The organism is Gordonia terrae (assembly GCF_001698225.1).
Lineage (GTDB): Bacteria > Actinomycetota > Actinomycetes > Mycobacteriales > Mycobacteriaceae > Gordonia > Gordonia terrae.
This window is the reverse complement of sequence record NZ_CP016594.1, coordinates 4,770,176-4,782,524: the sequence shown is the minus strand read 5'-3', so window position 1 is coordinate 4,782,524 and position 12,349 is coordinate 4,770,176. Positions and strand designations below refer to the sequence as shown.

Here is a 12,349-nt window from a genome sequence, read left to right as displayed (position 1 = left end):
TACGTATGTACATGTACAAACGTACACTGACGCTTCGGCGGTTTCCGGACCGAGTGCTGGCATCATGCGACCATGGCGGTGCGCAGGATGGATGCGGTCGAGTTGCCACGGGCGGCACTCGACAGTTTCCTCTCGTCGGCAGCCTTCGCCGAGATGCTCGACCCCGGCGATGAGCGGACAGCATCTCGGAGCGCTGCGGCGCGGCGCGCCGAGGTCGCCGATGTCATACGCGCCGTCGACCGATTCGCCGGCCGGCGGTTCGTCGACCGGGAGCGTGCCGGCGAAGTCGTCTTCGGCGGGGTCACCGGGGGCGGGCTCGGTGTCCGGCCGTCGGTTGTCGACGAGGTGCTCGCCCTGCTGCGACCGGTCACGGTCCCGCCACCCGGCCCGCCGAAACCGGTTCCGTACGAGGCGCAGTCCGCGCTCGGCGTCTATGTGTACGCGCTCGTCGATCCGCGGGACTCGTCCTTGTTCCACGTCGGTGCGGGTCGTGGTGACCGTGTGCATCGCCATTCGGCCGCCGCACTGGCGGGCGTCGTGCCGGACCCCGCCGACATCGTGGGTGACGACGATCCGGTGGCGATCGCGGATGCGATCGAAGAACGCATCCGCGACATCGATGCCGACGGGTTCGGCGTCGAGCACTGGATTCTGCACTACGACATCGGCACTGCGGATTCTGCTGAGCTGCATGCGACCTCGCTGCAACGCTCGGGACTCGACGTCGTCGCCCTCGCCGGGCCGGGCTCGTCGGAAGCGCCGAACGCGCAGGGGCCGTGGCGAATCGAAGAACTCGTCTTGAGATATGCGGCGCCGGTGTCGCCGCCGCTACCGGATCCGTGCGTCCTGGTGAAGGTCGACCCGGCGGCCCGGGGCGACGCCACCGCCGACGTCATCTACGAACTCTCTCGCAGCGCCTGGCGCGCGGGACCGCACCGGACCGTTCCGGACCTGCCCGTGTTGGTCTTCGCCGACGACCTCGTCCGTGCGGTCCATCGCGTCGACTACTGGGAGTCCTATCGCGACGCCGAGGGCAACCTCGACCCGAAGCGGTGGGTGTACACCGGGAAACCCGACCCCGACCTCGAGGCGCGATACGTCGGGACCAGCCTGCGCGAGGTCCGGCGGGAGCGCGGCGGTAAATGGAACCCCTCCGGATGGCACCCGTACGGTCACGTGTCCTGAGACCGGCGGCCGGGCGTTGGAACGAATCCTGCTGTTGTCGCCAATGACGCGACGTGCGCCCTGGTAGAACTCGCGGCATCGTCCATCGAGGAGAAAGTCCGCTATGTCATCGGATCGAGACGGGTCGCCTGACCACCGCACGGCCCTGATCACCGGCGCTTCCGCCGGCATCGGCAAGACGTTCGCAGACCATCTCGCAGGACAGGGATACGACCTCATCCTGGTCGCCCGCCGAGCCGAGCGGCTCGATGACCTGTCCGCGCGACTGGGTCGAGAACACGGTGTCCGATGCGCGACCTTCGCCGGCGACCTGTCCGATCCCACGACGCCCGCCGCGATCATCGAACACGCCGACGAGCTGGGGTCGGGGATCGACGTGCTGATCAACAACGCCGGGATGTCGTTGAGCACGAAGTTCGGCGAGACACCGTGGGAGGAGGTGGGAGGTCAGCTCCAATTGATGCTCACCTCGCTGACCGAGCTGACCCATCGAGTGCTCCCGGGGATGAAGGAGCGCAGGTGGGGACGGATCGTGAACCTGTCATCCATCACGGCGCTGTTGCCACCGCCGGAGGGCCTGCTCTACAACGCCATCAAGTCGTATGTGCTCACGATGTCGCAGTCGCTGGACATGGAGCTGAAGCCGCACGGCATCCACGTGACGGCGCTGTGTCCCGGATTCACCCGGAGCGAGTTCCACGACGCGATGGGCGCCGAGACCCGCAAGACCGCCGATCGACTGCCGGGTGTGCTGTGGCAGGAGCCCGAAGACGTCGTGCGCGAGGGATGGAACGCGGTGATGAAGGGCGACCCGGTGTGCGTCACCGGCACGGTGAACAAATTGGTGACGGCGGCTGTGCGGCCGCTCCCGCCAGGTGTCCAGTATTTTCTCGGCCGGACGCTCAACCCGTTCAAGTAGGAACGTCCAGGCTCACTTGTGGGTGCGCCGGCTTCCGCCGTGCCAGTCCTCCTCGACGCCCGTCTCGTCATCGGATACGCCGAAGGCCCGCAGCTGCGGCTTCTCCCGCATGCTGCGCTTGAGTTCGGCGAAGCCCGGGAAGCTCGCCAGCCCGATGACGTGGTCCCACAACGTGATCGCCTCGTCGTCGCCGGGTAGCCGGCTGATCACGGGTCCGAAGAACGTCACGCCTTCGGGCGGTTGGAAGTGGATGATCGGCGTACCCACGTCGCGGCCGGTCAATGTCAGGGCCTCGTCGGTCTCCGCCTGGATCTCGGCGTCGAAGGCGGTGTCGTCCAGGGCGTCCAGGTGATGTGCGGGCAACCCGAGTTCCTCCAGGACGGGTCCGAGGAAGTCCGCGGTACCGCGGAAGTCGGTGGCATCGGCGGTGTAAGAACCGATGTGCGCGTCGAAGATTCGCGTCCCGAGCGCCTCATAGAGCGGGCCGATGGCGGTTCGTCCGTGGTCGCGGCGGATGCTCGCCGCGGCTCGCAGCAGCCGTAACCCGGCCGTGTGCCCGGCCTCGTACTCCGGCGGGAACTGCGCGTCGTAATCGACGTGCGCGTTCAGCAGGCGCAGCGAGATGAAACGCCAGTCGACCGTGTAATCGCGCTGGGACTGCACCTTTCGCACCCATTTGCTGGTCATCCATGCAAACGGGCAGACGGGGTCGAAGTAGAAGTAGACGTCGGCGTCGGTCATGTCCCGACACTACGTGTATCCCTCACGGCGAGGGGCGCCGTAGTCGGCACCCCTCGCCATGAGGCGGGCGATCAGCGCTGCGCGCTCGCGAGTGCGTCGTTGAACGTCGTGCTCGGACGCATGACGGCGGCGGTCTTGTCCCAGTCGGGGTAGTAGTAGCCGCCGATGTCGACCTGCTCACCCTGCACCGAATTGAGCTCGTCGACGATCTTGTCCTCGTTGGCGGCGAGGGTCTCGGCCAGCGAGGCGAAGTGCTTGGCGAGGTCGGCGTCCTCGGTCTGCGCGGCGAGTTCCTGCGCCCAGTAGAGCGCGAGGTAGAACTGGCTGCCGCGGTTGTCGAGCTCGCCGGTCTTGCGCGACGGTCCCTTGTCGTTCTCGAGCAGCTTGCCGGTGGCGGTGTCGAGGGCCTTGGCCAGGATGACGGCGCGCTTGTCGTCGAACTTCTTGCCCACGTCCTCCAGGCTCACCGCGAGCGCGAGGAACTCACCGAGCGAATCCCACCGGAGGTGGTTCTCCTCGATGAGCTGCTTGACGTGCTTGGGGGCCGAGCCGCCCGCGCCGGTCTCGTAGAGGCCGCCGCCGGCCATGAGCGGGACGATGGACAGCATCTTGGCGCTGGTGCCGAGTTCCAGGATCGGGAACAGGTCGGTGAGGTAGTCGCGCAGGATGTTGCCCGTGGCCGAGATGGTGTCCAGGCCGCGGACGACGCGCTCGAGGGTGTACCGCATCGCGCGCACCTGCGACATGATCTGGATGTCGAGGCCCTCGGTGTCGTGATCGGGCAGGTACTTGTGGACCTTCTTGATCAGCTCGTTCTCGTGCGGGCGGTACGGGTCCAGCCAGAACAGCACCGGCATCCCGGAGTCGCGGCAGCGGTTGACGGCCAGCTTGACCCAGTCCTGGATCGGGGCGTCCTTGACGATGCACAGACGCCAGATGTCGCCCTCTTCGACGGTCTGGGTCAGCAGGACCTCGCCGGTCTCGAGGTCGGTGATGTTGGCGGTGCCGCCCGCGGGGACCTCGAAGGTCTTGTCGTGCGAGCCGTACTCCTCGGCCTTCTGCGCCATCAGACCGACATTGGGGACGGTGCCCATCGTGGTGGGATCGAACTGCCCGTTGGTCTTACAGAAGTTGATCATCTCCTGGTAGATGCGGGAGAAGGTCGACTCCGGGTTGACGGCCTTGGTGTCCTTGAGGCGGCCGTCGGCGCCGTACATCTTGCCGCCGGCGCGGATCATGGCCGGCATCGAGGCGTCGACGATGACGTCGCTGGGGGAATGGAAGTTGGTGATGCCGCGGGCCGAGTCGACCATCGCCAGCTCGGGACGATGCTCGTGGCACTTGTGCAGGTCGTCGATGATCTCCTCGCGCTGCGCGCTGGGGAGGGACTCGATCTTGCTGTAGAGATCCGACAGGCCGTTGTTGACGTTGACGCCGAGCTCGTCGAAGAGTTCGCCGTGCTTCTCGAACGCGTCCTTGTAGAAGACCTTGACGGCGTGACCGAAGACGATCGGGTGGCTGACGCGCATCATCGTCGCCTTGACGTGCAACGAGAACATCACGCCGGTCTTGTAGGCGTCCTCGATCTGCTCCTCGTAGAACTCGATGAGGGCCTTCTTGCTCATGAACATGCTGTCGATGACGTCACCGTCGGTCAGCGACACCTCGGGCTTGAGGACGAGGGTCTCGCCGGAGTCGGTGAGGAGCTCCATCTTGACCTTGCGGTCGCCGGAGACGGTCATCGACTTCTCGCCGTGGTAGAAATCGCCTTCGCGCATGTGGGCGACGTGGGTACGCGACGCCATCGACCACTCGCCCATGCTGTGCGGGTGCTTCTTCGCGTACTCCTTGACCGCCTTCGGCGCGCGGCGATCTGAGTTGCCTTCGCGCAGAACGGGGTTGACGGCGCTGCCCAGGCACTTGGTGTAGCGGTCGCGGATGGCGCGCTCGTCGTCGGTCTTGGGGTTGCCCGGGAAGTCGGGGAGGTCGTAGCCCTTGTCCTGGAGTTCCTTGATGGCGGCGAGGAGCTGGGGGACAGATGCGCTGATGTTGGGGAGCTTGATGATGTTGGTGTCGGAAGCCTGGGTGAGCTTGCCGAGCTCACCGAGATTGTTGGTGACCTTCTGGTCGTCGGGCAGGAGGTCGGAGAACTCGGCGAGGATACGAGCCGCGACCGAGATGTCACTCGTCTCGACGGCGATCCCGGCCGCTCCGGCGAACGTGCGCACCACCGGCAGAAACGCGTGAGTGGCGAGCATGGGTGCCTCGTCGGTCAGCGTATAGATGATGGTCGGCTGTTCGGCACTCATGCGATGTGTTCTCGATTCTGTCTTGGTTGACGCTTCAGTGTGCGGCCTTGTGGGTCCGGCTTTACCGATATCACGACGGGGATGTACCCGTGCGACATCCACCCATGATTTTGCCTGTCCACCGCGAACGGCGGGAGACGTGGTGGGTGGAATCGGACAGAACTCGAGGTGGTAACGGCTGTGACCTGGCCTGCGTCTCAAAATTTGTGTGGTCGAGGACACAGTGGGACCCCATGGGTCACGACATGACTCGACCCCACTCGGGTGGCGGGAGATCGCCGTCGAGCGGGGTCTGTGGAAACGGGCGGGGGTGGGGGCGGGCCGGTGTCAGGCGGCGCGGCCGGGCACGGTCTGCCGCAGTCGGATCAGGCCGTCGCGGATGCGGGACTTGACGGTCGGCAGGGCGACCTCGAGATGTTCGGCGACCTCGCGGTAGGTGAGCCCGTGGAAGTAGGCGAGTTCGATGGCCTGTCGCTGCAGCGGTGTGAGGGTCTCCAGGCCGGTGTGGATGAGACGGGCGATCTCGCGTCGCTCCACCGACTCGCTGACCTCATCGACCTCTCGGCCGGTGTCGGCGATGCCATAGGCGACGGTGCGCCGAGTCGCGGCGGATTCCGAGCGGACACGGTCGACGGCTCGGCGGTGCGCGAGCGTCAGTATCCAGGAGAGCGCCGAACCGGATGCCGGGTCGTAGGCATCGGCGTTGCGCCACACCGCGAGGAAGGTCTCCTGCGTCGCCTCTTCGCTGTAGCCCGGGTCGCGGAGCACGCGCAGTGTCATGCCGTACACCCGATCGCAGGTCGCGTCGTAGAACTGGGCGAAGGCGTCCATGTCGCCGGTGGCCACCCGGGCGAGGAGGGCGCTCAGATCGGTGTCTTTCATCACGAAGCTCCTTGCCGAAGGTGGATTGTGGCGATCGCGGGTCCGGTCGTCGGTGAGTCCGGGGTGCCCTGCGATGCGATGTGTCCAACGCTAGGCGGGTGGCGCCGTGGAGTGATCATCGCGAGACACAACGGGATGGTTTCGCAATACTTGGTAACGGTGAGATAACGACGATGCGTTGGGGCCGCGTGGCGGCGATGAGCAGGGCTGTCGGTCTCGCGGAGTAGCCTCCTCGCGACGAGAGGGGCATGCCTTGCCTGACGACACCATAACGATTGCCGACGGTCGGGCGCGCTGCCTGTGGGCGGCGCGGGAGCCGGAGACCACTTACCACGACACCGAGTGGGGATTTCCGATCGCCGGCGATACGGCGCTGTTCGAGCGCGTCTGCCTCGAGGGTTTCCAGTCGGGGCTGAGCTGGCGGACCATCCTGACGAAGCGCGAGAACTTCCGGGCGGCGTTCGCGGGATTCGACATCGAGCAGGTGGCCCGATTCGCCGACGCCGACGTCACCCGGCTGCTCGCCGACGCCGGCATCATCCGGCACCGCGGCAAGATCGAGGCGTCGATCAACAACGCGCGCCGGGCGATCGAGCTCATCGACGAGCACGGGTCGCTCGAGTCCTACTTCTGGGGATACGCCCCTGCCGGGGAGCATGAACCCGGCTCGATGACGACCTCGCCCGAGTCGGTGGCGCTGTCGAAGGACCTGAAGAAGCGTGGCTGGCGGTTCGTCGGTCCGACGACGATGTTCGCCCTCATGCAGGCGACCGGCATGGTCAACGACCACGCCTACGACTGCGTGATCCGGGCGGACGTGGACGCGGCGCTCCGGGCCGCCTATCCCCAGCGATTGTAGACAATCTGACAATATGCCATCATCCCTGCATGACCGCCCAGATCGGCATCGGGATGGTGTGCCCGTTCGACATGGCTCTCGATCGTGAGCTGTGGCGCTGGATGCCGGACTCGGTGTCCCTGTACTTCACCCGCACCGGGTTCATCGACGCACCCGTCGACGTCGAGCTGTGTCGCGACCTTAACAATCACGCCGAGATCGCCGCCGCGGTGCGAGCCGTGTCGTCCGTCGGACCCCGTTCCTTCGGCTACGCCTGCGCGTCGGGCAGCTTCGTCTACGGGATGGCGGGCGCGCTCGAGATCTCGAACTGCATGGTCGCAGCCGGTGCCGACCGGGCGGTGACGACATCCGAGGCCCTGATCCGCGCCCTCGACGCGCTGGACATCGGCACGCTCTCGGTCGCGACCCCGTACACCGCGGCGCTCACCGGGCTGCTGTGCGACTTCCTCGCCGAATCCGGCCGGGGCGTCGTCGCGCAGGCGGGACTCGGTCGTGACCACGAGATCTGGACGATCCCGTACCCCGTGACCGCAGACCTCATCCGGGCCGCAGACCACCCCGACGCCGACGCGATCTTCGTGTCCTGCACCAACCTCTGGACCTACGACATCCTCGCCGGCCTCGAAGCCGAGCTCGGCAAACCGGTCCTGTCGGCGAATCAGGTCACCGCCTGGGCGACACTCTGCGACGCCGGGGTGCTCGGTGACAGCGCCGGGTTCGCGGGCGCGTCGAGAGGCCACTCGCAGGCGCTGTTTGCCCGTAGCATGGCCGCATGACCTCGAGCGCGGCGGCTTTCGGCGAAGCAGGCACGGCCAAGTACGTGAGCCTGACGACCTATCGCAAGGACGGCACCGCGGTGACCTCACCGCTGTGGGCGGCGCTCGACGGCGACCGTCTCGTCATGTGGACCGTCGCTGACTCATGGAAGGTCAAGCGCCTGCGGCGCGACCCCCGCGTCGTCGTACAGGCCTGTGATGTTCGGGGCCACAAGACCTTCGGCGAACCCGTCAGCGGTACCGCCGAGGTGCTCGACGAGGCCGGCAGCGACAGCGTGAAGCGCGCTATCGCCCGCAAGTACGGACTGCTCGGCAAGATCACCATCCTCGGCAGCAAGATCCGCCGCGGCAAGCACGGCAGCGTGGGGATCGTCATCACGCCCGCGGCATAGCGCTCCCCGACCGGGCGGACCGAGCGAGACGTCAACGCAGCGTCAATAACCGCGCGGTCCGCGTATGGAACGCGTTAAGGACTCTCCCGCAGCCGGCCGGGTTGCGTGATCCTTCGATGTGGCCACCGAATCGGTGGACGTCGATGTGATCGGAGAGTGACTGCGTGGCGGACCTCGTGTACGTGCTGCCGGCCCTCGCGGGGTTCGCCCTGTGCGTGGCGGCGGTGCGAGCCCTCGATGTCAGGACCAAGTCGTGACCGCGGACGGGGTGACCACCATCGTGCTGCTGGCCCTGGCTGGCGCGACGGTGCTGTTCCTGTTGGTCGCGCTCGTGTTCCCGGAGAGGTTCTGACGGCGTGAACACAACTGTTGCGGGACTCCTCCAGGTGGCCGCTCTCCTCGTGATCCTCGCTGTCGCCTACGTCCCGCTGGGCGACTACATGGCGCGGGTATACACCGGTGCTCGAGACCTCCGAGTCGAGCGCGTCCTGTACCGGATGGCGCGGGTCGACCCGCGTCGTCAGCAGACCTGGGTGGGTTATGCGCTTGCGGTGCTGGCCTTCTCGTTGATCTCGTTCCTCGTCGTCTACCTGCTGCAGCGTCTGCAGGGGGTGTTGCCGTGGTCCGACGGCAAGTCCGGCGTGCCTCCCTCGATGGCGTTCAACACCGCCATCTCCTTCGTGAGCAACACCAATTGGCAGTCGTTCTCGCCCGAGGTGGTGATGAGCAACCTGACGCAGATGGTCGGGTTCGCCGTCCAGAACTTCGTCTCCGCAGCGGTGGGCATGGCGGTCGCGATGGCGGTCATCCGCGGCATCGTGAGTCGTCGTGGGACCGGCGAGATCGGGAACTTCTGGGTGGACCTGGTGCGTGGATCGATCCGAATCCTGCTGCCGCTCAGCCTGGTCCTCGCGACCCTGCTGATCACGCAGGGCCTGGTCCAGTCCTGGCACACCGGGTTCGGGTGGACCACCCTCGACGGTGCCGATGCGCGCAGCATGCTCGGTCCGTTCGCCTCGCAGGAGGCCATCAAGGAACTCGGCACCAATGGGGGCGGGACGCTGTCGGCGAACTCGGCACACCCGTTCTCGAACCCCACGCCGCTGTCGAACCTGCTGGAGATCACCGCACTCCTGCTGATCCCGGTCTGCCTGACGCGCACCTACGGGACCCTGGTCCGCGACCGGCGGCAGGGTCTGACACTGCTGGCCGTGATGGCCGCCATCTGGTCGCTGATGCTCACCCTCGTGTGGGTCTTCGAGAGCCGCACCGCCGGAAGCGCTTCCGCGGCCGCCGGGGCGATGCTGGAGGGCAAGGAGGTCCGGTTCGGGATCCCCGGATCAGCCCTGTTCGCGGTCTCGACCACCGGCACGTCGACCGGCGCGGTGAACTCCGCGCACGACAGTTTCTCGGCGGTCGGCGGCGGCGCCGTCCTGTGGAACATGCTCCTCGGCGAGGTCGCACCCGGCGGCGTCGGGTCGGGTCTGTACGGCATCCTCGTCATGGCGATGATCACCGTGTTCATCGGGGGGCTGCTCGTCGGACGCTCACCGACCTTCCTCGGCAAACGCATCGGACAGCACGAGATCACCATGGCGGCACTGTATGTGCTGGTGATGCCTGCCCTCGTGCTGACCGGCACCGGGATCTCGATGATCCTGGGATCGACGACCGAGGCGCAGGGCAACAGCGGGGACCCGGGGAGTCCGGGCTCGATCCACGGCTTCAGCGAAGTCCTGTATGCCTACGCCTCGGCGGCCAACAACAACGGCAGCGCCTTCGGTGGCCTCACGGCGACCGGTGACTGGTTCCAGGGTTCGCTCGGCATGGCCATGCTGCTCGGCCGGTTCCTGCCCATCGTGGTGGTGCTCGCGCTGGCCGGACTTCTCGCCCGGCAGATCCCGCGCGGCGGCGGCACCGCTGCACCTGCCGTCGCACCCGTCGCCGTCGCGGTGAACCGCGCGAGCGGATCGTCGACCGCGGTGGTGCCCGGGCCGACCGAGATCGCTCCGGATGTCGGTGCGTCGGAGGCGCGCTCGACCCTGCCCACCTCCGGTCTCCTGTTCGGATTCCTGCTGGCCGCGACCATCGTGCTCGTCGCCGGACTCACCTTCTTCCCGGCCATGGCGCTGGGACCGATCGCCGAGGCACTCCTGTGACCACACAATTCGTCCCCACCGACGAACCCGCGACGCCGGGCGCCGAGAAGTCCGATGAACCGGCATCGCCACTGGTGTCGCGCGGCGCCTTCGACATCCGCTCGCTGGTGACGTCGATGCCACTCGCGCTACGGAAGCTCGCCCCGCGGGCCCAGGCCCGGAACCCGGTGATGTTCGTCGTGTTCCTCGGAGCCGTCGTCACCACCGTGCTCGCGGCGCTGCATCCGTCCTGGTTCAGCTGGACCGTCGCCGCCTGGCTGTGGTTCACCGTTCTGTTCGCCAACCTCGCCGAGGCCGTCGCCGAGGGGCGTGGTCGTGCGCAGGCCGACAGCCTTCGAAAGGTCAAGCGCGACACGGTCGCCCGCAGACTGATCGACGGCGATGACGTTGCCGGGGTCGGGGCGACCGAGGAGATCTCCGGCAGCGACCTGCGGGTCGGCGACCTCGTCCTGGTCGAGGCGGGCGAGGTCATCGCCGGCGACGGCGACGTCGTCGACGGGATCGCCACCGTGGACGAGTCGGCGATCACCGGTGAGTCCGCGCCGGTCGTCCGTGAATCCGGTGGCGACCGGTCGGCGGTCACCGGTGGAACCGTGGTGCTCTCCGACCGCATCGTCGTCCGGATCACCACGGCACCCGGGGAGACCTTCGTCGACCGGATGATCGCCCTCGTCGAGGGTGCCGCTCGCAAGAAGACCCCCAACGAGATCGCGCTCGACATCCTGCTGACCAGCCTGACGGTGATCTTCCTGCTCGCGGTGGTCGCGGTCGCGCCGATGCAGGAGTACGCCGGGCAATCGCCCGATCCGGTCAAGCTGATCGCGCTACTGGTCTGCCTCATCCCGACCACCATCGGCGCCCTGCTCAGTTCGATCGGGATCGCGGGCATGGATCGGCTGGTTCAGCGCAATGTCCTGGCCATGTCGGGACGCGCGGTCGAGGCGGCCGGTGACATCGACACGCTGCTGATGGACAAGACCGGGACGATCACCTACGGCAACCGCCGCGCCACCGACCTGAACCCGGCACCGGGAGTGTCCGTCGACGAACTGGCGCGTGTCGCCTGTCGGTGCAGCCTCGCCGACGACACACCCGAGGGCCGCAGCATCGTCGACCTCTGCCGGTCCGCGTACGGCGTCACGACGGACGGCGGGGCCGACACGACCATCCCGTTCACCGCGCAGACGCGGATGAGCGGCGTGGATTCCGACGACGGTGGTGCACTCGTCGAGTACCGCAAGGGCGCCGCCGATGCGGTCGCCCGATGGGTCGCCGCCGGCGAGGGCACCGTCGACGACACCGTCGCCGCCGATGTGGAGCGGGTCTCGTCGGCGGGCGGTACACCGCTCGTGGTCGGGGTTCGCACCCACGGGCAACCGGCCCGGGTCATGGGTGTGATCGCGTTGTCCGACGTGGTGAAACCGGGCATGACGGCACGGTTCGCGCAGCTGCGCGCGATGGGCATCCGCACCGTGATGGTGACCGGCGACAATCCGCTCACCGCCCGGGCGATCGCGACCGAGGCAGGCGTCGACGACTTCGTCGCCGAGGCCACCCCCGAACAGAAACTCGACCTCATCCGCGCCGAGCAGGCCGCCGGACGTCTGGTCGCGATGACCGGTGACGGCACCAACGACGCACCCGCGCTGGCACAGGCCGACGTCGGGCTGGCGATGAACACCGGGACCTCGGCGGCGAAGGAAGCCGGCAACATGGTGGACATCGACTCCGACCCGACCAAACTCATCGAGGTGGTCGGCATCGGCAAGCAGTTGCTGATCACCCGGGGTGCGCTGACGACGTTCTCGCTCGCAAACGACCTCGCCAAGTACTTCGCGATCCTGCCCGCCATGTTCACCGCCGTCTATCCGCAGCTCGACGCCCTCAACATCATGGGTCTCCACTCGGCGCAGTCGGCGATCGTGTCCGCGGTGATCTTCAACGCGCTGATCATCGTGGCACTCATCCCGCTGTCGTTGCGCGGCGTGCGCTACCGGCCGGACACGGCGTCGAAGTTGTTGGGCCGCAATCTGGCTGTATACGGGGTCGGTGGGGTCGTCACGCCGTTCGTCGGCATCTGGCTGATCGACCTCGTCGTCCGTCTGCTTCCGGGAATGGGATGACGTC

At 67.2% G+C, this 12,349-nt stretch carries 11 protein-coding genes; 8 read left to right on the top strand and 3 right to left on the bottom strand.

The features are described 5' to 3' along the window. The first annotated feature begins 87 nt into the window (after positions 1–87). Complete coding sequence (locus BCM27_RS21170; protein WP_004021303.1) at positions 88–1,185, top strand: GIY-YIG nuclease family protein; 1,098 nt, start codon at positions 88–90, stop codon at positions 1,183–1,185. Between the two features lie 103 nt (positions 1,186–1,288). Continuing rightward, positions 1,289–2,104: an SDR family NAD(P)-dependent oxidoreductase gene (locus BCM27_RS21165; RefSeq protein ID WP_004021304.1), complete on the top strand. Its 816-nt coding sequence runs from the start codon at positions 1,289–1,291 to the stop codon at positions 2,102–2,104. 12 nt (positions 2,105–2,116) lie between these two features. Here the strand turns inward: BCM27_RS21165 and BCM27_RS21160 are convergent, their stop codons facing one another. The 3 genes from BCM27_RS21160 to sigK form a co-directional block, all read right to left on the bottom strand. Next, entirely contained in the window at positions 2,117–2,845 is a 729-nt protein-coding gene (locus BCM27_RS21160) for a mycothiol-dependent nitroreductase Rv2466c family protein (protein WP_004021305.1), read from the bottom strand. A gap of 71 nt (positions 2,846–2,916) precedes the next feature. Beyond that, positions 2,917–5,154, bottom strand: coding sequence for an NADP-dependent isocitrate dehydrogenase (locus BCM27_RS21155; RefSeq protein ID WP_004021306.1), 2,238 nt, complete (start codon positions 5,152–5,154; stop codon positions 2,917–2,919). A 327-nt stretch (positions 5,155–5,481) separates the two neighbouring features. Then, positions 5,482–6,036: an ECF RNA polymerase sigma factor SigK gene (gene sigK / locus BCM27_RS21150; RefSeq protein WP_004021307.1), complete on the bottom strand. Its 555-nt coding sequence runs from the start codon at positions 6,034–6,036 to the stop codon at positions 5,482–5,484. A 253-nt stretch (positions 6,037–6,289) separates the two neighbouring features. Here sigK and BCM27_RS21145 point away from each other — a divergent pair, with 253 nt between their 5' ends. The 6 genes from BCM27_RS21145 to kdpB all read left to right on the top strand — a co-directional run bounded on the left by BCM27_RS21145 (position 6,290) and on the right by kdpB (position 12,345). Then, positions 6,290–6,895, top strand: coding sequence for a DNA-3-methyladenine glycosylase I (locus tag BCM27_RS21145; RefSeq protein WP_004021308.1), 606 nt, complete (start codon positions 6,290–6,292; stop codon positions 6,893–6,895). Positions 6,896–6,924: 29 nt separating this feature from the next. Next, the gene (locus BCM27_RS21140) at positions 6,925–7,671 is read left to right on the top strand and encodes a maleate cis-trans isomerase family protein (RefSeq protein WP_004021309.1); all 747 of its coding nucleotides are present in this window, start codon (positions 6,925–6,927) and stop codon (positions 7,669–7,671) included. Then, positions 7,668–8,063 carry a PPOX class F420-dependent oxidoreductase gene (locus BCM27_RS21135; protein WP_004021310.1) on the top strand — a complete coding sequence of 132 codons (396 nt, stop codon included), beginning with the start codon at positions 7,668–7,670 and terminating at the stop codon, positions 8,061–8,063. The genes BCM27_RS21140 and BCM27_RS21135 overlap by 4 nt, the downstream gene beginning before the upstream one ends. A gap of 253 nt (positions 8,064–8,316) precedes the next feature. Next, positions 8,317–8,415, top strand: coding sequence for a potassium-transporting ATPase subunit F (locus BCM27_RS25565; RefSeq protein WP_051987087.1), 99 nt, complete (start codon positions 8,317–8,319; stop codon positions 8,413–8,415). Between the two features lie 4 nt (positions 8,416–8,419). Continuing rightward, positions 8,420–10,222 carry a potassium-transporting ATPase subunit KdpA gene (kdpA, locus tag BCM27_RS21130; RefSeq protein ID WP_004021311.1) on the top strand — a complete coding sequence of 601 codons (1,803 nt, stop codon included), beginning with the start codon at positions 8,420–8,422 and terminating at the stop codon, positions 10,220–10,222. After that, the gene (gene kdpB / locus BCM27_RS21125; protein ID WP_004021312.1) at positions 10,219–12,345 is read left to right on the top strand and encodes a potassium-transporting ATPase subunit KdpB; all 2,127 of its coding nucleotides are present in this window, start codon (positions 10,219–10,221) and stop codon (positions 12,343–12,345) included. The genes kdpA and kdpB overlap by 4 nt, the downstream gene beginning before the upstream one ends. The last annotated feature ends 4 nt before the right edge of the window (positions 12,346–12,349 follow it).

Coding starts and splice junctions, on each gene's coding strand:
- BCM27_RS21170 (WP_004021303.1), top strand. CDS start 88: ATGGATGCGGTCGAGTTGCCACGGGCGGCACTCGACAGTTTCCTCTCG.
- BCM27_RS21165 (WP_004021304.1), top strand. CDS start 1,289: ATGTCATCGGATCGAGACGGGTCGCCTGACCACCGCACGGCCCTGATC.
- BCM27_RS21160 (WP_004021305.1), bottom strand. CDS start 2,845: ATGACCGACGCCGACGTCTACTTCTACTTCGACCCCGTCTGCCCGTTT.
- BCM27_RS21155 (WP_004021306.1), bottom strand. CDS start 5,154: ATGAGTGCCGAACAGCCGACCATCATCTATACGCTGACCGACGAGGCA.
- sigK (WP_004021307.1), bottom strand. CDS start 6,036: ATGAAAGACACCGATCTGAGCGCCCTCCTCGCCCGGGTGGCCACCGGC.
- BCM27_RS21140 (WP_004021309.1), top strand. CDS start 6,925: ATGACCGCCCAGATCGGCATCGGGATGGTGTGCCCGTTCGACATGGCT.
- BCM27_RS21135 (WP_004021310.1), top strand. CDS start 7,668: ATGACCTCGAGCGCGGCGGCTTTCGGCGAAGCAGGCACGGCCAAGTAC.